We start from the raw sequence: 20,854 nt of genomic DNA, 5'->3' as shown, positions 1-20,854 counted from the left end.
GCGGGCGGGGCGCGCCGGGCGGACCGGGTCGGGGCGGGACCGGGGTCCGAGGGGAGAGGGTCCTGCGCGGCCCGGGGAGCGAGTGGTTAGGCTCAGAGGCTGTGAGCAGGCTCCAGGTGGTCAGCGGCAAGGGCGGAACCGGGAAGACCACGGTCGCCGCGGCACTCGCGCTGGCCCTCGCGCGCGAGGGCAGGCGGACTCTTCTGGTGGAGGTCGAGGGCAGGCAGGGCATCGCGCAGCTCTTCGGGACGGAGGCGCTCCCCTACGAGGAGCGGAAGATCGCCGTCGCGGCCGGCGGCGGGGAGGTGTACGCGCTCGCCATCGACGCGGAGCAGGCGCTGCTGGACTACCTCCAGATGTTCTACAAGCTCGGGTCGGCGGGCCGGGCGCTGAAGAAGCTCGGCGCGATCGACTTCGCGACGACGATCGCGCCCGGACTGCGGGACGTGCTGCTGACGGGAAAGGCCTGCGAGGCGGTCCGCCGCAAGGACCGGTCCGGCCGGTACGTGTACGACCACGTGGTGATGGACGCGCCGCCGACGGGGCGGATCACCCGGTTCCTCAACGTGAACGACGAGGTGGCGGGGCTGGCCCGGATCGGGCCGATCCACAACCAGGCTCAGGCCGTGATGAAGGTGCTCAAGTCCCCGGAGACGGCGGTGCACTTCGTGACGCTGCTGGAGGAGATGCCCGTCCAGGAGACGGCCGACGGGATCGCCGAGCTGGCGCAGGCGGGACTGCCGGTGGGGCGGGTCGTGGTCAACATGGTCCGCCCGCACCACCTGGACGACGAGGCCCTGCAGGCCGCCGGCGAGGTGCGCGAGGACGTGGCGCGGGCCCTGTCCCGGGCCGGGCTCGGCGGGGCGCGCCGCGGCGGGCTCGCGGAGCGGCTGGTGGACCCGCTGCTGGAGCAGGCGGCGGAGCACGCGAGCCGGGTGGCTCTGGAGCGGGCGCAGCGCGGGGTGCTGGCCCGGCTGGAGGTGCCGGCGTACGAACTGCCGCTGCTGGGGACGGGGATGGACCTCGCGGGCCTGTACGAGCTGGCGGCGGAGCTGCGCAAGCAGGCGGACGAGGAGTGAGCGGGGCCGTGGGCCCGGCGGCGGGCGGGGGAGCGGGAACGGACGCGGCGTCAGGCGCGGGTGCGGGCGTCGCGGCGACGGGCGCCGGGACGAGAACGGGAACGGGAACGGGAACGGGAACGGGGACGGGGGCGCGGATCGGGATGGGAGCGGGCATGGACATGCCGCCGGAGTTGGTCGTGGACCGGCTGCTGGACGACCCGGGGACCCGGATCATCGTGTGCTGCGGCGCGGGCGGGGTCGGCAAGACGACGACGGCGGCGGCGCTGGGCCTGCGGGCCGCGGAGCGCGGCCGGAAGGTGGTCGTGCTGACCATCGACCCGGCGCGCCGGCTGGCCCAGTCGATGGGCATCGACTCGCTGGACAACACCCCGCGGAAGGTCGCGGGCGTGGCCGGCGGGGGCGAACTGCACGCGATGATGCTGGACATGAAGCGGACGTTCGACGAGATCGTCGAGTCGCACGCGGACGGGGAGCGGGCCGCCGCGATCCTGGCGAACCCCTTCTACCAGTCCCTGTCGGCCGGCTTCGCCGGTACGCAGGAGTACATGGCGATGGAGAAGCTGGGCCAGCTGCGGGCCCGCGACGACTGGGACCTGATCGTCGTGGACACCCCGCCGAGCCGGTCCGCGCTGGACTTCCTGGACGCCCCGAAGCGGCTGGGCTCCTTCCTGGACGGGAAGTTCATCAGGGTGCTGATGGCGCCGGCGAAGGTCGGCGGCCGGGCGGGGATGAAGTTCCTGAACGTCGGCATGTCGCTGATGACGGGGACGCTCAACAAGCTGATGGGGGCTTCGCTGCTGGGGGACGTGCAGACGTTCGTGGCGGCGATGGACACGATGTTCGGCGGGTTCCGCACGCGCGCGGACGCGACCTTCCGGCTGCTGCAGGCGCCGGGCACGGCCTTCCTGGTGGTCGCGGCGCCGGAGCCGGACGCGCTGCGGGAGGCCGCGTACTTCGTGGAGCGGCTCGGGGCGGAGCGGATGCCGCTGGCGGGGCTGGTGCTCAACCGGGTGCACGGCAGCGGCGCCGCCCAGCTGTCGGCGGAGCGGGCGCTGGCGGCCGCGGAGAATCTTGAAGAAGGCGGCATTGTGGATCAGGAGGCCGGGAAAGCTGGTCTCGGTGCCCCCGCCGCCCACTCCCCCGCGGGCGGAAGCGTCGCACCGGAAACGGACTGCGCCGAGGCAGGCGCCGACGCGGACGCCCCCGAGGGCGCCGATGTGGAGGGCATCACGGCAGGACTGCTGCGTCTGCACGCCGAGCGCATGCAGCTGATCGCGCGCGAACAGCGCACGCGGGACCGCTTCACTTCGCTGCATCCGGAAGTGGCGGTGACCGAAGTGGCGGCCCTTCCCGGCGATGTGCACGACCTCGCCGGGCTGCGGGCCATCGGAGAACGCCTCGCGGCCGGGGTGCCGGCCGGAGCGTAGGCGTCCGTACGTGTACGGCTGCGGGGCGGCCGGTGGGCCTACCCTGCTGCCGCGTACGTCTCGTACGGCGCGTCGATCTCCGCGTCGACATCCACGGTGAGGATGCCCGTACTGCGCTCGTACTCCGTGCGGGCCGTCTCCAGCAGCCGCCGCCACGAGGTGACGGTGGGCCGCCGGCGCAGCAGTGCGCGGCGCTCCCGCTCGGTCATTCCGCCCCACACGCCGAATTCCACGCGGTTGTCGAGCGCGTCGGCCAGGCACTCGGTACGCACCGGACACCCGGTGCACACCGCCTTGGCCCTGTTCTGTGCCGCTCCTTGAACGAACAGTTCATCCGGATCGGTAGTGCGGCAGGCTGCCTGCGCACTCCAGTCGGTAACCCAGCCCATCCCGGCGCCGTCCTCTCCCGAATCGAGGCTCCCCCACGGCGGTAGCGGCATATTCACCGCTGCCAGTTGAGGACGTTACGGAAGGCGAGCACAGTGCAACACCCCCGACGGGCCCAATCTTGAATGGTCCGAACGGACTATGCGTAAGCGGCAGATCACCCGACGGAGTGATCCGGCGACATGCCCGGCCATTCCGGCGATTCGGATGAAATCGGCGAAGTGGTGACGAGCGGCCGTCCGAGTGAGGAGCGGGATTCGGACATCAGTCCACCCCATTCGGGAAGGGTGAAAATCAGGCCGAGGGGTTGATGTCGCACCACACTGCTGTGACAGTTGGGGCCAGCTTAGGCCAAGGCATTCGCACGTGTCCGGCGAATGAGAACGTAGGCTGCCCTCCATGGGAAAGAAGCGCTCGGGCGCCGGGCTCACGGGGCCGCAGCAGGCCGCCAAGTTCCTCGGCCTGTCCGTCCTCTCCGGCGTCGTGCTCGCCGGCATCGCCATCCCGGGCGCCGGCGCCCTGGGGCTCGCCGCCAAGGGCACCGTCGAGGGTTTCGACGAGATCCCGGCCAACCTCAAGACACCACCGCTCAGCCAGCGCACCACCATCCTCGACGCCGAGGGCGGCCTGATCGCCACCGTGTACTCCCGCGACCGGCAGGTCGTGCCGCTCACGGCCATCTCCCCGTACATGCAGAAGGCCATCGTCGCGATCGAGGACTCCCGCTTCTACGAGCACGGCGCGGTCGACCTCAAGGGCATCCTGCGCGCGGTCAACCGCAACGCGCAGGAGGGCGCCGCCGCGCAGGGCGCCTCGACGCTGACGCAGCAGTACGTGAAGAACGTCTTCGTCGAGGAGGCCGGCGACGACGAGACGAAGGTCCGCGAGGCCCAGGAGAAGAGCCTCGGCCGCAAGATCCGCGAGCTGAAGTACTCGATCCAGGTCGAGGAGGAGCTCGGGAAGAAGAAGATCCTCGAGAACTACCTCAACATCACCTACTTCGGGCAGCAGGCGTACGGCATCGAGTCCGCCTCCCAGCGCTACTTCAGCAAGCCCGCCAAGGACCTGACGCTGGAGGAGTCGGCGCTGCTCGCCGGCCTGGTGCAGTCGCCGAGCCGGTACGACCCGGTGAACGACTCGCAGGAGGCGATGAAGCGCCGGAACGTCGTCCTCCAGCGGATGGCCGACGTCAAGGACATCTCGCAGGCCGAGGCGGACGAGGCGAAGGCCAAGCCGGTCCAGCTGAAGGTGACCCGGCCGAAGAACGGCTGCATCACCGCGGTCAAGGGCGCGGGCTTCTTCTGCGACTACGTGCGCAACACCTTCCTGACCGACCCGGTCTTCGGCAAGACGCGCGAGGAGCGCGCCAAGCTGTGGAACCAGGGCGGCCTGACCGTCCGCACGACGCTCGACCCGCAGGCGCAGGACTCCGTCAACGAGTCCATCAAGGACCACGTCAACCAGGAGGACAAGATCGCCACGGCGGTCACCCTGGTCCAGCCCGGCACCGGCCGCGTCCTCGCGATGGGCCAGTCGAAGCCGTACGGCTTCGGCAAGAACGAGACGCAGATCAACTACTCCGTCGACAAGCGGATGGGCGGCTCGAACTTCGGCTTCCCGACGGGCTCCACCTTCAAGCCGTTCGTCGCGGCGGCCGCGCTGGAGCAGGGCATCTCCCCGGGCCGGGTCTACAACTCGCCCTACCAGATGCAGTACCCGAGCCCCGTGCAGACCTGCGGCGACAAGCCGTGGGTCAACACCGACAACGAGCGCCTGGAGAACGAGCAGGAGTCCGAGGTCGGCCCGTACGGCATGACCCAGGCGATGGCGAAGTCGGTCAACACGTACTTCGTCGAGATGATCGCGGAGACGGGCCTGTGCCCGGTCACCGAGATGACCACCAAGCTCGGCGTCATCCCCGCCGACGGCACCAAGCTGCCCGAGGTCCCGGCGATCGCGCTCGGCAGTGAGGGCATGTCCCCGCTGACCATGGCCAACGCGTACGCCGCCTTCGCCAACCGCGGCGTCCGCTGCACGCCCGTGTCGATCGAGTCGATCACCGACGCGCACGGCAAGGCGCTGTCGGTGCCGAAGTCGAAGTGCGAGCGGGTGATGTCCGAGCGGACCGCCGACACCATCAACACGCTGCTGCTCGGCGTGGTCGACTCCGGCACCGGCACGCAGGCCGGCCTGACGGACCGGCAGAGCGCCGGCAAGACCGGCACCACCGACAGCCGCTACAACGCCTGGTTCGTCGGCTACACCCCGAACATGTCGGGCGCGACGTGGGTCGGCTCCGGCGGCGCCAAGCAGGTGTCGATGGAGAACATCACCATCGGCGGCAGGTACTACGACAAGGTGTACGGCGGCGGCCTGCCCGGCCCGATCTGGAAGCAGGCCGTCAGCGGCGCCCTCGCCGGTCGGGAGGTGGCGAGCTTCACCACCGTCGGACTGCCCGACGCGGGAGCCGCCGGCGGAAGCGCCCGTCCCGGCACCCCGACCACGCCCGTGAAGCCGGCCAAGCCGGGCAAGCCCGGCGGCGACGGCAAGCCCGGCGGCCGCCCCGGCGGCCAGACCGGCGGCCAGGCCACCGGCGGCACGGGCGGCATGCCGACCGACCCGTTCCCAGGCATCAGCCTGGAGCCCGGCATCGTCGGGGGCCGCGACACCCAGTAGTCGGTACGGAGACGGCACCCTTCGGGCAGCCGCCCCGCACACGGGAGGGCCCCGGCCGCCCACGCAAGACGCTCGACTGGGCTACCCCAGCCGAGCGTCTACGTGATCTACTCACCACCTGAAACCAAGCGGTGTTGCGACGACCCCTTGAACCCAAGAACCGGCGACCGGGGCCCTCGTGCGTTCTCCTGCGGCGGCTACGCGAGGTGCTTCCTGACGGCGGCAGCGACGCGCCCGCCCTCGGCCAGCCCCGCCACCTTCGGGCTCACGATCTTCATGACGGCGCCCATGGCCCGCGGCCCCTCCGCACCCGCGGCCCGCGCCTCCTCGACGGCCTGCGCCACGATCGCGCCGAGTTCGTCGTCGGTCAGCTGCCTGGGCAGGTACGTGTCGAGGAACTCGCCCTCCGCCGTCTCCCGCGCGGCCTGGTCGGCCCGGCCGCCCTGCGCGAACGCCTCCGCGGCCTCACGCCGCTTCTTCGCCTCCTTGGCGATCACCTTGAGGACTTCCTCGTCGGACAGGACGCGCGCCTCCTTGCCCGCGACCTCCTCCTTGGTGATGGCGGCGAGGGTCAGCCGGAGCGTGGACGAGTGGAGCTCGTTCCGCTCCCTGATCGCGGTGGTGAGGTCTTCCTGCAGCTTGGCCTTGAGCGTGGTCATGACCCGAGTCTGCCAGGTGCGGGGGCGGTGGCGCCCGCCGGTTTTCCCCGTCTGAGACGATGGGGCCATGCGCGCGCGTTACGGAGTACCACTGAAGGTCACCGCCGGAATCGCGGCGGTGGGGGCCGCCGGAGTGGCCTATGCCGCCGGATTCGAGGCCCGGTCGTTCCGGCTGCGCCGGGTCACCGTTCCCGTGCTCCCCGCCGGGATGCGGCCGCTGCGCGTCCTGCAGGTCTCCGACATCCACATGGTGTGCGGGCAGCGCAAGAAGCGGGCCTGGCTCCAGTCCCTGGCCGGGCTCCGCCCGGACTTCGTCGTCAACACCGGCGACAACCTCTCCGACACCGGGGGCGTGCCCGAACTCCTCGACGCGCTGGGCCCGCTCATGTCCTTCCCCGGCGTCTACGTCTTCGGGTCGAACGACTACTACGGCCCGCGGCTGCGCAACCCCGGCCGCTACCTGATCGAGAAGATGCAGGGCCGGCACGGCCTGAACGGCAACAAGCCGGTCGTCGGCGCCGTCCACAACCCGTGGGAGGGCATGCGGGACGCCTTCGACGCGGCAGGCTGGGTCAACCTGACCAACACGCGCGGCCGGCTCAAGCTCGACGGCCTGGAACTCGCCTTCACCGGACTCGACGACCCGCACATCAAGCGCGACCGCTACGAGCAGGTGGCGGGCGGGCCCGAGGCCGACGCCGACTTCTCCATCGCCGTGGTGCACGCCCCGTACCTGCGCAGCCTGGACGCCTTCACCGCGGACGGCTACCCGCTGGTCCTGGCCGGCCACACCCACGGCGGGCAGCTGTGCGTCCCCTTCTACGGGGCACTCGTCACGAACTGCGACCTGGACACGGACCGGGTCAAGGGCCTCTCCACCCACGAGGCGGCAGGCCACCGCTCCTACCTGCACGTCTCCGCAGGCTGCGGCACGAACCGCTTCACCCCGGTCCGCTTCGCCTGCCCCCCGGAGGCCACGCTCCTCACCCTGGCCCCGAAGGCCTGACCCCCGCGCTGCACCCCCGCGAAAACCGGATTTCGTCTCCGGCCGAGGGTCCGCTAAAGTAATCGATGTCGCCAGGGCAACGGCCCGGCAAGGCGGCGATCGGGGTGTAGCGCAGCTTGGCAGCGCGCTTCGTTCGGGACGAAGAGGTCGTGGGTTCAAATCCCGCCACCCCGACAGAGTAAGACCAGCTCAGAGCCGGTGTCCTTCCAAGGACACCGGCTCTGGCTGTTTCTCCCCGGGCTCCCGGGAGGCTTCCCGGCCTGGCGCGATCTGCCGCGATCAGCTGACCCGGGGCACACCCCGCCCGTAGGGTCGAGACCGCTTTCGCGAGGACGCGACAGCAGCAGGAACCGGGGGCAGGGGGCAGCGTGGATCATCTCTTCACCGTCGACGGGGGCGCGGCCACGCCCGTCTCGCCGACCGTCCTCGCGGCGGAAGGGCTCCTGGAGCGGCAGCACCTGCAGGAGTGGGTGATCGCCCATCCCCAGGTCCTCGGCGAGTCGGTGCTCGTGATCACCTCCGAGTTCGACCGGTGGGCCGACACGGACGGAGTGCCGGCCCGGGACCGCCTGGACGTGCTGGGGCTGGACGCCACCGGGCGGCTCGTGGTGGCCGAGCTGAAGCGGGGCACGGCCGACCGGGACGTCCACCTGCAGGCGATCACCTATGCCGCCCTGGTGTCCCGGTTCGACCTCGACACACTGGCACACGCGCACCGGGACTTCCGGAAGAGCCGGGGCGAGCCGCTCGACATCGACGAGTGCCGACAGCGCCTCCTGGACCACGTGGACGGCGAGTGGAGTCCGGAGCTCCTCCAGCGCCCCCGGCAGGTGATCATCGCCGCCGACTTCCCCAAGCAGGTGACCCACACGGTGGTCTGGCTGTCGGAGATGAACCTCGACATCGACCTCGTCCAGGTGGGGCTGTGGAAGGTGAAGGGCCAGCTGGTCGCCGGCTTCAGCAAGGTCTACCCCACGCCCGAGGTGGAGGAGTTCACGCTCGCCCCGGCCCGGAGCGAGGCCAAGGCCGCGGCCCAGAAGCTGGAGGAGCGTTCGCGGGCCCGGAACGCCGTGCACGTCATCGTCGGCGCCGGACTGCTCCCGGACGGCACCCGCCTCACGCTGACGCCGAGGCACGGCGTGACCGAAGGCATTCGCGAGAAGATACTCGCCTGGGTGCGTGAGGACGGCAGCCGAGCGAGTGCCATATGGCGCAACAACACCGCGAAGCCGCTGACATGGCAGGCCGACGGCACGGCGTACACCCCGACCGGGCTGGCCAACCACATCTTCCACAGCGTGACCGAGCGCAAGGCCGACGGCATCCAGGGCACCACGTGGTGGGACGTCGACACCGCCCAGGTCCCCGACAGCGTCGACCCCGACGCATGGGGGTCTCTGGCCGGCGCCAGCCTCGCACGCCTGGCCAAGCAGCTCGGCCGCACCGGCAAGGACTGGAGCAGCCTGCACGCGCTCCTTGCGGCCCTCCCCGCCGGCCGGTGGACGACGTACGGAGACGTGGCCACCGCGATCGGCAGCCACGCCGTCCCCGTCGGCACCCACCTCGCGACCTGCGGCCAGTGCCCCAACGCCTGGCGGGTCCTCAACACCGCAGGCCGAGTCAGCCCCGGCTTCCGCTGGACCGACCCCACCCGCACGGACGCGCCCGCCGACGTCCTCGCAGCGGAGGGCGTCCGCTTCGACGCAGGCGCCGCCACCCAGGAGACACGCCTCGTCTCGGACGACCTCCGGCGCCTGCTCGGCGACTGAGCCACGCCTTACGGCCCACCGACCACAGAGCCGCCGCTGAGTGCCGGGGCGTCCGAGGCGCGGAGTGGTGCGACGGTCGTGGACGGCGACACCCTGGAACTCCGCGGCGCTGCGGGGCTGGTGCGGGTGCGGCTGCCGGGTGTGGATGCCCGAGGTGGGCTCCTGCTTCGCCCGGGACGCAACAGCCCGGCTGCGGGAGCTGCTCCCGGCCGGGTCCGCGGTCGAGTGCCTCGGCGGGGTGACGATGCGGCTGCTCGAGCAGGTCCGCCCGTACGGCTCGGCGACCGTGGGGCTCGGCGACGTCGCGGGCGTGGAGGCCGCGTTCGCCACGAACGCGGCCGTCGGGGTCCGGGCCGTGAGCCTCGTCGACGGGGTCGGGCTGGCCCCCTCCCACCCGGTCGGTATCAGTTGCGCCGGGCGTACGAGGAGATCGGCGGGGATGTGCTGTAGCGCCCGGGCATGCGCTTCATGACGTCACGAAGCAGAACTCGTTGCCTTCCGGGTCGCGCATCGCCTGGAAGGAGCCCTGGTCGTCGGTGACCGTCCCGCCGACGGATGCGGCCCCGAGGGCCACGGCGCGGGCCACCGCCGCGGGGAGGTCGTCGACCGCCAGGTCCAGGTGCAGCCGGTTCTTCACCGACTTGCCCTCCGGGACCGGCTGGAACGCGAGCCGCGCGACCCCGGGCAGTTTCACGTGAAACCATCCGCGGGCCCGCTCCACGGGCTCCACCCCGAAGAGTTCCGCCCAGAAGCGCACGAGCTCCCCCGGCTCCCGGCAGTCCACGACGATCTGGTGCAGGCGTACGCGCATGCCGGCAGCGTACGGCCCCGGCTCCCGCGGGCGCCCGGCCGGGGCCGGGGAGACGATGGGGGCATGGACACGCCGTGGCCCGCCGACGTGAGCGCGCCGCCCCGTATCGCCGGGCCGGACGAGGGGATCGGCGCGGACGAGCTGGCCCTGGCGGCCCGCAACCACGGCATGCCGCTGGAGGCGCTGCGCTACGAGGTCACCCCGCCCGGCCTGCACTACGTACTCGTCCACTACGACATCCCCCCCGCGGACGCCGGCGCCTGGCGGCTCTCCGTGGACGGCCTGGTCCGCACGCCGCTGGAGCTGGACTTGGCGGCGCTGCGCGCCCTGCCGTCCGTCACCCGCCGCGTCACCATGGAATGCGCGGGCAACGGCCGGGCCCGGCTGGAGCCTCGGCCGGTCAGCCAGCCGTGGCTCGTCGAGGCGGTCGGTACCGCCGACTGGACGGGCGTCCCGCTGCGCACCGTGCTCGACGCGGCCGGCATCCGCCCGGGCGCCGTCGAGGCCGTCTTCACGGGCGCCGACCACGGCATCGAGCGCGGTGTCGAGCAGGACTACCGGCGCAGCCTGCCGCTCGACGCCGCGATCGGCGACGACCCGGGCGCGCTGCTCGCGTACGCCATGAACGGCGGGCCGCTGCCCCCGCAGCACGGGCACCCGCTGCGGCTGGTCGTCCCCGGCTGGTACGGGATGGCGCACGTGAAGTGGCTGAAGGCGGTCACCCTGGTCGGGCAGCCGTTCACCGGCTTCCAGCAGACGGTGGCCTACCGGTACCGGCGGACGCCGGACGAGCCGGGCGAGCCCGTCACGCGTATCGCCCCGCGCGCCCTGCTCATGCCGCCCGGGTTCCCCGACTTCATGTCGCGCACCCGCGTCGTGCGGCCGGGCCCGGTACGCCTGGAGGGCCGCGCCTGGTCGGGTTTCGGGCCGGTCATCCGGGTCGAGGTGAGCACCGACGGCGGGCTGACCTGGGCGGACGCGGACCTGGCAGCGCCGGGCGCGGAGCGCTGCGCCTGGCAGGCCTGGCACGCCGTGTGGGAGGCGGCGCCGGGTCGGTACGTGCTGACGGCGCGGGCCGCGGATGCCGCCGGCCGCGTGCAGCCGCTGGAGCAGCCGTGGAACCGCGGCGGCTTCGGGAACAACCTCGTCCAGTACGTGCCGGTGCTCTGCGCGTGAGCGGGGGCGCCAGGGTTCGGGCAGGCTCTAGTCCGCCGCGGCCAGTTCCGCCAGTTCGGCGCGGACCAGCTCCATGAAGGCGGGTGTCGCCGCGGGCTCGACCCCGCGCCCGGCGGCCAGCCCGCGCAGGTGGTCCAGGACGGCTCCCACGCCCGTGAAGCGCCCCACGGGCCGCAGCAGCCACAGCCGGCCGGGCGGCCGGGGCGGCAGTCCGAGCGCGGCGACGGCCTCGTCGGTCTCGCGGTCGAGGGCGCGCAGGTCCGGCCCGGCCAGCGGTTCCGCGCGGACGTCGGTGATGTGGCCGTGGCCGTCGAGGACGGTGTCGACCGCCCAGTGGGTGGACCGGTCGGGGATCCAGGTGCGGTCGGCCGGCGGCCAGACGTAGGGGAGGAACACCCAGGCTGCCTCCTCGGGGGCGGGCTCCCAGCCGAGCGCCTCCAGTTCGCGGACCTCCGGCAGCCGGTCCGGTTCCTGTTCGCTGCGGCCGGAGCGGCGCTGTGCGAGCGGGTGCGGTGTTCCGTCCTCGTCCCACGACATGCGCGAGAGGCTACCGGCGCCGCGGGCCGGTACCGCTCAGCCCCGCCGCTACGGCCGGTCCAGGGGGTTGGAGGCGGCGCGTCCGGCTCCGCCCGAGGCGATCCAGGCGGCGGCCGCGCAGGCCGGCTTGCGTGCGGCCTGGTCGCGGACGAGGGCGGTGAAGGCCCCGCCGAAGCCGAGCCGCGGGTGGGCCGCGAGCAGGGAGGCGGTGAACGCCGGGTCGAACTCGGCGACCCGCAGGCCGGACACGTCGGCGCTGGTGCCGACCTGGAGGAGGTGGCTCTCGACGTCCTCGTCGGCGGTGACGTCGTCGCGCATGTGCCGGACGATGACCTCCTCGGCGCGGGCGCGCCGCTCGGCGGGCCAGCCGAGCCCGGCCGTCAGGACGCGGGCGACGTGCCCGCCGGCCTCCCCGAAGGGGAGGGTGTGGCTGTCGAACGGGGCGGTCAGGCCGAGGTCGTGGAGGAGCGCGCTGACGTAGAAGAGGTCCTCGTCGTAGGAGAGGCCGTGGACGGCGGCGTACTCGGCGCCGAAGGCGTACGAGCGGACGGAGTGGTTCAGCAGCGTGGCGTCGGCGTACTCGGCCGCGATCTCCAGCGCCGCTCGGGCCGATGCGGTGTCACGTGTCCATGTCCCTATGGCCGTTCACCCTATCCGCGGCCGAAATCGACCTCCTCGGGCGGTGCGCCGGGCGGCCACGACAGCAGCGCCGGCGCCGGCGGGGTCTCCGCGACGACCCTGCCGTGCGCGGCGACGAGGCGGGGGCGGACCTGGCGGCGGAGCGCCTCCTGCGGTGTGGGGGCGGGCAGCAGGACGAAGGAGCCGGGCGCACCCTCCGCGATGCCGTACTCGGCGTCCGTCAGGCCGAGGACGCGGGCGGCCCGCGTGGTGACCATCGCGAACGCCTCGGGGATCTCGGCGGCGCCGGTCAGCTGGGCGGCGTACAGGCCGACGAGGGCGGTCTGGAGGGGGTTGCCGGTGCCGAGCGCGTTCCAGGGGTCCATCACGTCGTCGTGGCCGAACGCGACGTTCACCCCGGCGGCCAGCATCTCCTTGACCTGGGTGAGGCCGCGCCGCTTGGGATAGGCGTCGAAGCGGCCCTGGAGGTTGAGGTTGGCGAAGGGGTTGGCGACGAGGTTGATGCCGGAACGGGCCAGGAGGCGCTGGAGTTTGAGGCTGTACGCGCCGCCGTACGAGCCCATGGCGGTGGTGTGCGAGGCCGTCGCCCGGTCGCGGAGCCCGCTGCGCAGGGCGTGCGCGGCGAGCACCTCCACGAACCGCGAGTGCTCGTCGTCGATCTCGTCGCAGTGCGCGTCGAGGCGCAGGCCGTGCTCCTCGGCGAGGGCGAAGGCGATGCCGAGGGAGGCGACGCCGTCCTCGCGGGTGTCCTCGTAGTGCGGGATGGCCCCGACGACGTCCGCGCCGCGGGCGACGGCCTCGCGGAGCAGGGCCTCCCCGCCGGGGAAGGAGACGATGCCCTCCTGGGGGAAGGCGGTGATCTGGAGGGTCATGAAGTCCCGGACCCGGTCGCGGAGCTCCAGCAGCGCGTCCAGGGCGGTCAGCGCCGGATCGGTGACATCGCAGTGGGTCCGTACGTGCAGGACGCCCTGCGCCGCCTGCCAGCGCAGCACCTCGGTGGCGCGGGCGAGGACGTCCTCCCTGGTCAGCATGGGTTTTCGGGCGCTCCAGCAGGCGATGCCCTCCCAGAGGGTGCCGGAGGCGTTGGGCCGCGGGTCCCCGGCGGTCAGGGCCGTGTCGAGGTGGATGTGCGGCTCGGCGAAGGGGGCGCTGAGCAGCCCGCCGTCCGCGTCCACTCGTACCGCGGCGGGCGGCGGGGATCCGGAGGCGTGTTGTTCCTCGTGGGGCCGGATAAGGGCGATCCGCCCGTCGTCCCCGACGTGGACGTCGTACAGCCCGGGGCGCACCCCGGTACCGCCGGCCTCCGGCAGCCGGGCGCCGCGCACGGTCATCCGCATGGGCAACACCCTAGGTCCGGGCCGGCCTCCGCGGAGCGGTTCAGCCGCGTTTGGCCTGGGACTTCTGCTGCATGCCGCGCGTCTTCGCCGACAGGTACTGCGCGTCGCGGGCGGCGGACTTCGCGCGGGCTTCCGCGGCGGTGTTCTTCGCCCGCTCCCGCTGGCGCTCCGCGGCCTGCGCCGCGCCGGCGCGCTCCTTCTTGGCCATGGCCGTCCTCCCTCGGTCGCCGGAGGCGTACGTATGCCTCCACTGTCCTCCGGTCCGAGGCCCGCGGCATCCCCTCGGCCGATCGGTTCGCGAGGCCGATCGGCTTACATAGAGGCATGACTGACAACACGGCCCCGCCGGCCCCGTCCATGCCCGACTGGGAGAAGCGCTTCCGGGCGCCGCGCGTCGGGCTGCCCGAGTGGGCGCAGGACGCCCCCGACCGCTCGCTGTTCGTGTCGAACGCGACGGGCACCTACGAGCTGTACGCGTGGGACCGGGCCACCGGCGCGCAGCGGCAGGCGACGGACCGGCCGCACGGCACCACCGACGGCACGCTGTCCCCCGACGGGGAGTGGATCTGGTGGTTCCGCGACACGGACGGCGACGAGTTCGGCGTCTGGGTGCGCCAGCCGTTCGCGGGCGGCCCCGACGAGCCGGCCGTCCCGGGCCTGGAGCCGGCGTACCCGGCCGGCCTGGCGCTCGGCCGGGACGGTACGGCGGTCGTCGGCCGGTCCACCGACGAGGACGGCTCGACGATCCACGTGGTGCGGCCGGGCGGTGAGCCGGTGGAGATCTACCGGCACCGCGAGTCGGCCGGGGTGGGCGATCTGTCGTGGGACGGGACGCTCGTCGCGATCGAGCACACCGAGCACGGCGACGCCATGCACTCGTCGCTGCGCGTGGTCACCCTCGACGGGGGGACAGTCGCCGAGCTCGACGACTCCCGGGGCGGCACCGAGGAGCTGGGCCTGGAGGTCCTCGGCTTCGCACCGGTCCCGGGCGACACCCGGCTGCTGGTCGGGCACCAGCGGCGGGGCCGCTGGGAGCCGATGGTGTGGGACGTGGCGACGGGAGCCGAGACGGACCTGGCGCTCGACCTGCCGGGCGACGTGGCCGCCGAGTGGTATCCGGACGGCTCGGCCCTGCTCGTCGAGCACGGCTTCGAGGCACGCAGCGAGCTGTGGCGGTACGACCTGGCGGCGCGGGAGCTGACCCGGGTGGACACCCCGCCGGGGACGGTCTCGGGGGCGACGGCGCGGCCGGACGGCACGGTCGAGTACCAGTGGTCGTCGGCGGCCGAGCCCCCGGCGGTGCGGTCGACGGCGGGCGGGGTCGTGCTGGAGCCGCCGGGCTTCCGGCCGCCCGGCTCGGTCCCGGTGGAGGACGCGTGGGTGGAGGGGCCCGGCGGCCGGATCCACGCGCTGGTGCAGCGGCCCGCCGGCCGCGGCGAGGGCCCGTTCCCGACGGTGTTCGAGCTGCACGGCGGCCCGACCTGGCACGACATGGACGCCTTCGCGGCGGGCCCGGCGGCCTGGCTGGACCACGGGTTCGCGGTGGTCCGCGTGAACTACCGCGGCTCGACCGGGTACGGGCGGGCGTGGACGGACGCGCTCAAGCACCGGGTCGGCCTGATCGAGCTGGAGGACGTCGCCGCGGTCCGCGCGTGGGCGGTGGGCAGCGGGCTCGCCGACCCGGCGCGGCTGGTGCTGTCGGGCGGCTCGTGGGGCGGCTACCTGGCGCTGCTGGGCCTGGGCACGCAGCCCGAGGCGTGGGCGGTGGGCCTGGCCGCGGTGCCGGTCGCGGACTACGTGACCGCGTACCACGACGAGATGGAGGCGCTGAAGTCCCTGGACCGCACCCTCTTCGGCGGCACCCCGGAGGAGGTCCCGGAGCGTTTCGCGGCGTCCTCTCCGCTGACGTACGTGGACGCGGTGCGGGCTCCGGTGCACATCGCGGCGGGTGTGAACGACCCGCGCTGCCCGATCCGGCAGATCGAGAACTACGTCGACCGGCTGGCGGCGCGCGGGGCGGTGCACGAGGTGTACCGCTACGACGCCGGCCACGGCTCGCTCGTCGTCGAGGAGCGGATCAAGCAGGTCGGCATGGAGATCGACTTCGCGCTGAAGCACCTCCCGCGCTGAACCCCGCCACCGCGGCCGCGGTGCACCCCCCGTACCGTGGTGGGGTGCACCGGTTTCTCCTGACCCCGCGGTGGTGGGGGATCAACGTCTTCGTCGCGCTCGCCGTCCCGTTCTGCCTGTTCATGGGTTCGTGGCAGCTCGGCCGGTTCGAGGACCGCGTGGCCACGCACCGCGAGGCCACCGCCGAGCGGCCCGCCCGCGAGGCCGCGGCCCCGCTCGACTCGCTGCTTCCGGTGGACAAGAAGACCTCCGGCCGGCTCGCCTCGGTCTCCGGGGAGTACGCCGACCAGCTGCTCGTCCCGGAGCGGCGGCTCGACGGGAGGACCGGCTTCTACGTCCTGACGCTGCTGCGGACCGACTCCGGCAGGGCGGTCCCGGTGGTCCGGGGCTGGCTGCCGGGGGCGGCGGACGCGGGCCGGGCGCCGGCCGCGCCGACCGGGCGGGTGGAGGTCACGGGCGCCCTCCAGGCCTCGGAGACGTCCACCAGCAGGGGCGTGTACTCCCGCGGCGGGCTGCCCGCCGGGCAGCTGGGCGTCATCGGGGCCGCCTCGCTGGTCAACATGGTGCCGTACGAGCTGTACGACGCGTGGCTGACGGTGCAGACGCCGGCGGACGGGATGACTCCGGTGCCGGCGCAGGCGCCGACCAACACCGGCCTGGACCTGAAGGCGTTCCAGAACCTGGGCTACACCGGCGAGTGGTTCGTCTTCGTCGCGTTCGTGCTGTTCATGTGGTTCCGGCTGTACCGCCGCGAGGTGGAGGCGCTGCGCGACGCCGAGGCGGGCCTCCTGCCGGCCGGCGCCGCAGCCCCCGCCCCTGCCGCCGCCTCCGATGAGGCGGACGGCACGCAGGTCACTGCTTCGGCTCGTCCAGCGGAATGACGCCCGTCCGGTAGACGGTCCCGCCGCAGGCGGCGGGGATCGTCGTCTGCGTGGTCGGGGCGGCCGCGCCCGCCGCGGCCGGGGTGTGCGTCACCTCCACGCCCGCCGTCTCCGGGGCCGGCGTGGTGCCCTGGTCGGTGCTGCCCGTCGCGCCGCCGCCCGCTTCCGTACGCTGCTCGTCCTGCGGGGAGCCGCCGGCCGGCGGGGCGCTGCCGGTGCCGGACGAGGTGGCGGCCGGGCAGGGCTCCCCGGAGGGCACCCAGGCGAAGCGGACCTCGTAGGCGGTGTTCGGCTGGAGCACCAGCAGCGGTGCCTCGGCCGCAGGGTCGGGCAGTTTGGCGGCGGGGTCGCCGGCGGTGTGGCCGACGACCGCGACGCCCTTGCCGGCCGCGGCCGCGCTCACCGGAGCCGCCGTGACGGTGTCCGGGCCGGTGACGGTGCATCCGCGGCCGGAGACGTTGGTGACCTTGAAGCTGCCGTAGACCTTGCCGTCGGGCTCGGGGGCCTGGGCGCTGCCGCGGACGCCGAGCTGGTCGGCGCTGCACCCGGGGGGCGCGCCCTGGGCGGACACGGGCGGCATGGGGCCGGATCCGGGGACCGCGGGGCCGCCCGACGGGGCGCCGGAGGCCGCGGGGCCGGTGGTGCCGCCGCCGGGCGATCCGGTGCCCGAGGGGTCGGGGCCGGCGGTGCCGCGGCCGCCGTCGGGGGTGGCGTTCGACTCGTGGCGGCCGTCGTGGCGGGTGCCGGCGCCCGCGGCGGTGGGATCGTGCCCGTGGCCCGCCATGGCGGAGTGGCCGGCGGTGCCGCTGCCGGCCGTGGTGCTCAGGTGGACGGCCGTCGGGACGCCGGCTCCGGCCAGCAGCACGGCCGCCGCCGCGCCGACGAGGGCCCGGCGCCGGCGGGTCCGGCGGGCGGGGACGGCGTGGCGCAGCCGCTCCAGGGCGCCGTCGGAGGGTTCCAGTCCGGCGACGGCGGAGTGCAGCAGGGTCCGGAGCTCCTGCTCCTCGCCGCCGCGCGGGCCGGTGTGGTCGTCCATCATGACTGCGCAGCCTCCATCGCCACACGCAGCGCGGCAATGCCCCGCGATCCGTACGCCTTCACCGATCCGAGGGAGACGCCGAGGGTCTCGGCGACCTGGGCCTCGGTCATGTCCGCGAAGTACCGCAGCACCAGCACCTCGCGCTGCCGCCGCTGGAGCCCCCGCATGGCCTTGATGAGGTCGTCCCGTTCCAGCTGGTCGTACGCGCCCTCCTCGGCGCTGGCCATGTCCGGCATCGGCTTGGACAGCAGCTTGAGGCCGAGGATGCGGCGGCGCAGCGCGGAGCGGGAGAGGTTGACGACGGTCTGGCGCAGGTACGCCAGCGTCTTGTCCCGGTCGCGGACCCTGTTGCGGGCCGAGTGGACGCGGATGAACGCCTCCTGGACGACGTCCTCGCAGGAGGCGGTGTCGTCGAGGAGCAGTGCGGCGAGGCCGAGGAGGGAGCGGTAGTGGGCCCGGTAGGTCTCGGTGAGGTGGTCGACGGTGGTGCCGGCGACGATCTCCCGCGGCTCGGCGGCGGCCGCCTGCACCTCGGCGGCTTCGCCGTCCGCGGCGTCCTCGCACGCCCCGCCCTCGCCGGGCGCGCCCGCGCTACCGCGCGGCGCGGGCACCAGTCCGCCCCGGGTCGGCACGGCGGACAGCGCGTTCGGCGGAACGGCGGGCGGCATCGGGACGGTCACCGGGAACCCGCCGGACGGGCCGGGCCGTCGCCGGGGTACGGCGATCGTGCTGCGCACCGGGATGCCGGCGAAGTCGAGAAGTGCCTCTGCCACGCCCGTTGGACACGCGTCCCCCCGCCAGGGTTGTACGCGCGAGGCTGCTTCACCAGCAACATGTTCATTGCCCTCATGCGTACTCGCTCTTCCTGATTGCCCCAGTCCGTCCAGGCGGCAGTCAGGCCATCACCTTGATCTAGGGATCAGCACCTGATCCTACAAAGTGCATTACGCGAATTCAGCCGCGATCAGTTCCGCGGTCTGGACGGCGTTGAGCGCCGATCCGTGCAGCAGGTTGTCCGCGCAGACGAAGAACTCCAGCGAGCACGGGTCGTCGAGGGAGGCGCGCAGTCTGCCCGCCCAGGCGGGGTCCGTGCCCGCCGCGTCGACGGGGGTGGGGAACTCGCCGGCCGCCGGGTCGTCGACCACGACGACGCCGGGCGCCGCCTGGAGGACCTCCCGGGCCCGGCCGGCGTCCACGGCGGCGTCGAAGCGGGCCCGGATGCTCAGCGAATGGCCGGTCACCACCGGCACCTGGACGCAGGTCACGGCCACCGGCAGCGCCGGGAGCCGCAGGATCCGGCGGGTCTGCGCCCGGACGGCCAGCTCGTGCGTGGACCAGCCGCCCGCGGCGAGGTCGCCGCACCAGGGGACGACGTTCAGGGCGAGGGGGCCCGCGAAGGGCCCGGTGTCCTCGCCGACGGCGCGCCGCACGTCGCCGGTCATCCCGCCGAGCGAGGTCCCGGCGACCAGGGACATCTGGCGGCGCAGCGCCTCGGAGCCGGCCCGGCCGGCCGCGCTGGCGGCCTGGTACGAGGAGACGGTGAGGTCGCGGAGCCCGTACTCGGCGTGGAGGGCGCCGAGGGCCGCGGCCATGGCGGCCGTGACGCAGTCGGGGCCGGCGACGATGCCGCGCGGGCGGACCCGTACGTCCTCGCCGTTGACCTCCGGCACCACCAGCGGAACCTCGGGGTCAGCCCGGAAGGCCGCGGACTGGTCGACGACGGCGGCGCCGCGCGCGGTGGCGGCGGGCGCCCACCGGGCCGAGACGTCGGCCGGGGTCAGGAACACCACGACGTCGCCGCGGCCCATGCCGTCGAAGGCGTCCTCGGTGAGGGCCAGCACCTCGGTCTCCTCCCCGCGGACGGCCATCAGGCGGCCGGCCGAGCGCGGGGAGGCGATCAGGCGTATTCCGCCCCAGACGTCCGCCCGTACGGACAGGAGCTGGAGCAGGACGGAACCGACCGCCCCGGTCGCCCCGACCACGGCGAGCACCGGGCCGGAGGACCGGGCGGGGTTCATCGTCCGGTGCCTCCGTAGACGACGGCCTCGTCGCTGTCGGAGTCCAGGCCGAAGGCCGTGTGGACGGCGACGACGGCGGCGTTGACGTCGTCCTGGCGGGTCACCACCGAGATGCGGATCTCCGAGGTGGAGATCAGCTCGATGTTGACGCCCGCGTCGGACAGCGCCTGGAAGAACGAGGCGGTGACGCCCGGGTTGGTCTTCATGCCCGCGCCGACCAGGGAGATCTTGCCGATCTGGTCGTCGTAGCGCAGCGAGTCGAAGCCGATCGCGGCCTTCGCCTTCTCCAGCGCGTCGATGGCCTTGTGGCCCTCGGTCTTGGGGAGGGTGAAGGAGATGTCCGTCAGACCGGTCGAGGCCGCGGACACATTCTGGACGATCATGTCGATGTTGATCTCGGCGTCCGCGATGGCGCGGAAGATCGCCGCGGCCTCGCCCGGCTTGTCCGGGACGCCGACGACGGTGATCTTGGCTTCGGAGACGTCGTGGGCGACTCCGGAGATGATGGCGTGCTCCACCTGCTCGTCCCCTTGCGACTCGGGCTTCTCGTTGCTGACCCAGGTACCCGGCAGTCCGGAGAAGGACGAGCGGACGTGGATCGGGATGTTGTAACGGCGCGCGTACTCGACGCAGCGGTGCAGCAGCACCTTGGAGCCGGAGGCGGCCAGCTCCAGCATGTCCTCGGAGGAGATCCAGTCGATCTTCCGCGCCTTCTTCACGACGCGCGGGTCGGCGGTGAAGACGCCGTCGACGTCCGTGTAGATCTCGCAGACCTCGGCGTCGAGCGCCGCGGCGAGCGCGACGGCGGTCGTGTCCGAGCCGCCGCGGCCCAGGGTGGTGATGTCCTTGCTGTCCGCGGACACGCCCTGGAAGCCGGCGACGATGGCGATGTTGCCCTCGTCGAGCGCGGTGCGGATGCGGCCCGGCGTGACATCGATGATGCGCGCCTTGTTGTGGACCGAGTCGGTGATGACGCCCGCCTGGCTGCCCGTGAACGACTGGGCCTCGTGGCCCAGGTTTTTGATCGCCATGGCCAGCAGCGCCATGGAGATCCGCTCCCCGGCGGTCAGCAGCATGTCGAATTCCCGCCCGGCAGGCATCGGGGATACCTGCTCGGCGAGATCGATCAGCTCGTCCGTCGTGTCGCCCATCGCGGAGACCACGACGACCACCTGGTGGCCGTTCTTCTTGGCATCCACGATCCGCTTGGCGACGCGCTTGATGCCCTCGGCATCGGCTACGGAGGAGCCTCCGTACTTCTGCACGACAAGGCCCACGTG

At 73.3% G+C, this 20,854-nt stretch carries 20 protein-coding genes and 1 tRNA gene; 10 read left to right on the top strand and 11 right to left on the bottom strand.

The genetic code is table 11. From position 1 onward, the window contains the following. Positions 1–101 precede the first annotated feature (101 nt). Together bagA and bagB are read left to right on the top strand one after the other, a co-directional pair. Positions 102–1,079, top strand: coding sequence for an ATPase BagA (gene bagA / locus ACZ462_RS25290; RefSeq protein ID WP_467805591.1), 978 nt, complete (start codon positions 102–104; stop codon positions 1,077–1,079). A gap of 143 nt (positions 1,080–1,222) precedes the next feature. Further along, complete coding sequence (bagB, locus tag ACZ462_RS25285; RefSeq protein WP_467805592.1) at positions 1,223–2,509, top strand: ATPase BagB; 1,287 nt, start codon at positions 1,223–1,225, stop codon at positions 2,507–2,509. 38 nt (positions 2,510–2,547) lie between these two features. On the opposite strand, the gene ACZ462_RS25280 is transcribed toward bagB, so the two are convergent. After that, complete coding sequence (locus tag ACZ462_RS25280) at positions 2,548–2,898, bottom strand: WhiB family transcriptional regulator (protein ID WP_467805680.1); 351 nt, start codon at positions 2,896–2,898, stop codon at positions 2,548–2,550. Between the two features lie 397 nt (positions 2,899–3,295). Between ACZ462_RS25280 and ACZ462_RS25275 the strand changes: the two genes are divergently transcribed. Next, on the top strand, positions 3,296–5,572 hold the full coding sequence (locus tag ACZ462_RS25275; protein WP_467805593.1) for a transglycosylase domain-containing protein: 2,277 nt from the start codon (positions 3,296–3,298) through the stop codon (positions 5,570–5,572). A 197-nt stretch (positions 5,573–5,769) separates the two neighbouring features. Here ACZ462_RS25275 and ACZ462_RS25270 read toward each other — a convergent pair whose 3' ends face one another. After that, positions 5,770–6,231 carry a GatB/YqeY domain-containing protein gene (locus tag ACZ462_RS25270; RefSeq protein ID WP_467805594.1) on the bottom strand — a complete coding sequence of 154 codons (462 nt, stop codon included), beginning with the start codon at positions 6,229–6,231 and terminating at the stop codon, positions 5,770–5,772. A 67-nt stretch (positions 6,232–6,298) separates the two neighbouring features. On the opposite strand from ACZ462_RS25270, the gene ACZ462_RS25265 reads away from it, so the two are divergent. The 4 genes from ACZ462_RS25265 to ACZ462_RS25250 all read left to right on the top strand — a co-directional run bounded on the left by ACZ462_RS25265 (position 6,299) and on the right by ACZ462_RS25250 (position 9,478). Further along, positions 6,299–7,237, top strand: coding sequence for a metallophosphoesterase (locus tag ACZ462_RS25265; RefSeq protein ID WP_467805596.1), 939 nt, complete (start codon positions 6,299–6,301; stop codon positions 7,235–7,237). Between the two features lie 100 nt (positions 7,238–7,337). After that, positions 7,338–7,411: transfer RNA gene (locus ACZ462_RS25260), tRNA-Pro, on the top strand. A gap of 194 nt (positions 7,412–7,605) precedes the next feature. Further along, positions 7,606–9,006 carry an MGMT family protein gene (locus ACZ462_RS25255; RefSeq protein ID WP_467805597.1) on the top strand — a complete coding sequence of 467 codons (1,401 nt, stop codon included), beginning with the start codon at positions 7,606–7,608 and terminating at the stop codon, positions 9,004–9,006. A gap of 67 nt (positions 9,007–9,073) precedes the next feature. Continuing rightward, positions 9,074–9,478, top strand: a complete 405-nt coding sequence (locus ACZ462_RS25250; RefSeq protein ID WP_467805598.1) for a hypothetical protein — start codon at positions 9,074–9,076, stop codon at positions 9,476–9,478. Here ACZ462_RS25250 and ACZ462_RS25245 read toward each other — a convergent pair. Continuing rightward, positions 9,473–9,817 carry a VOC family protein gene (locus ACZ462_RS25245; protein ID WP_467805599.1) on the bottom strand — a complete coding sequence of 115 codons (345 nt, stop codon included), beginning with the start codon at positions 9,815–9,817 and terminating at the stop codon, positions 9,473–9,475. The two genes, ACZ462_RS25250 and ACZ462_RS25245, sit on opposite strands and share 6 nt — an antisense overlap. Before the next feature lie 63 nt (positions 9,818–9,880). Between ACZ462_RS25245 and ACZ462_RS25240 the strand changes: the two genes are divergently transcribed. Beyond that, complete coding sequence (locus tag ACZ462_RS25240; RefSeq protein ID WP_467805601.1) at positions 9,881–10,993, top strand: sulfite oxidase; 1,113 nt, start codon at positions 9,881–9,883, stop codon at positions 10,991–10,993. A gap of 27 nt (positions 10,994–11,020) precedes the next feature. Here ACZ462_RS25240 and ACZ462_RS25235 read toward each other — a convergent pair whose 3' ends face one another. The 4 genes from ACZ462_RS25235 to ACZ462_RS25220 form a co-directional block, all read right to left on the bottom strand. Beyond that, on the bottom strand, positions 11,021–11,530 hold the full coding sequence (locus tag ACZ462_RS25235; RefSeq protein WP_467805602.1) for a DUF5956 family protein: 510 nt from the start codon (positions 11,528–11,530) through the stop codon (positions 11,021–11,023). Positions 11,531–11,578: 48 nt separating this feature from the next. After that, entirely contained in the window at positions 11,579–12,091 is a 513-nt protein-coding gene (locus ACZ462_RS25230; RefSeq protein ID WP_467882639.1) for an HD domain-containing protein, read from the bottom strand. A gap of 89 nt (positions 12,092–12,180) precedes the next feature. After that, entirely contained in the window at positions 12,181–13,506 is a 1,326-nt protein-coding gene (codA, locus tag ACZ462_RS25225) for a cytosine deaminase (RefSeq protein WP_467805603.1), read from the bottom strand. Between the two features lie 40 nt (positions 13,507–13,546). Beyond that, on the bottom strand, positions 13,547–13,714 hold the full coding sequence (locus ACZ462_RS25220; RefSeq protein WP_467805604.1) for a hypothetical protein: 168 nt from the start codon (positions 13,712–13,714) through the stop codon (positions 13,547–13,549). A gap of 116 nt (positions 13,715–13,830) precedes the next feature. On the opposite strand from ACZ462_RS25220, the gene ACZ462_RS25215 reads away from it, so the two are divergent. Continuing rightward, complete coding sequence (locus ACZ462_RS25215; RefSeq protein WP_467805606.1) at positions 13,831–15,636, top strand: S9 family peptidase; 1,806 nt, start codon at positions 13,831–13,833, stop codon at positions 15,634–15,636. A gap of 44 nt (positions 15,637–15,680) precedes the next feature. Further along, complete coding sequence (locus ACZ462_RS25210; RefSeq protein ID WP_467805607.1) at positions 15,681–16,517, top strand: SURF1 family protein; 837 nt, start codon at positions 15,681–15,683, stop codon at positions 16,515–16,517. Here ACZ462_RS25210 and ACZ462_RS25205 read toward each other — a convergent pair. The 4 genes from ACZ462_RS25205 to ACZ462_RS25190 form a co-directional block, all read right to left on the bottom strand. Further along, positions 16,489–17,556: a hypothetical protein gene (locus tag ACZ462_RS25205; protein WP_467805608.1), complete on the bottom strand. Its 1,068-nt coding sequence runs from the start codon at positions 17,554–17,556 to the stop codon at positions 16,489–16,491. The genes ACZ462_RS25210 and ACZ462_RS25205 overlap by 29 nt on opposite strands. Next, positions 17,553–18,329: a SigE family RNA polymerase sigma factor gene (locus ACZ462_RS25200; protein WP_467805609.1), complete on the bottom strand. Its 777-nt coding sequence runs from the start codon at positions 18,327–18,329 to the stop codon at positions 17,553–17,555. Before ACZ462_RS25200 ends, ACZ462_RS25205 begins: the two co-directional genes overlap by 4 nt. Positions 18,330–18,500: 171 nt before the next feature. Further along, positions 18,501–19,574: an aspartate-semialdehyde dehydrogenase gene (locus ACZ462_RS25195; RefSeq protein WP_467805610.1), complete on the bottom strand. Its 1,074-nt coding sequence runs from the start codon at positions 19,572–19,574 to the stop codon at positions 18,501–18,503. Next, positions 19,571–20,851, bottom strand: coding sequence for an aspartate kinase (locus tag ACZ462_RS25190; protein ID WP_125544936.1), 1,281 nt, complete (start codon positions 20,849–20,851; stop codon positions 19,571–19,573). The genes ACZ462_RS25195 and ACZ462_RS25190 overlap by 4 nt, the downstream gene beginning before the upstream one ends. Between the last annotated feature and the right edge of the window lie 3 nt (positions 20,852–20,854).

The organism is Streptomyces sp. NPDC031121 (assembly GCF_055570615.1).
The sequence above is the reverse complement of the archived record's forward strand: the minus strand, read 5'-3'. Positions and strand labels throughout refer to the sequence as shown.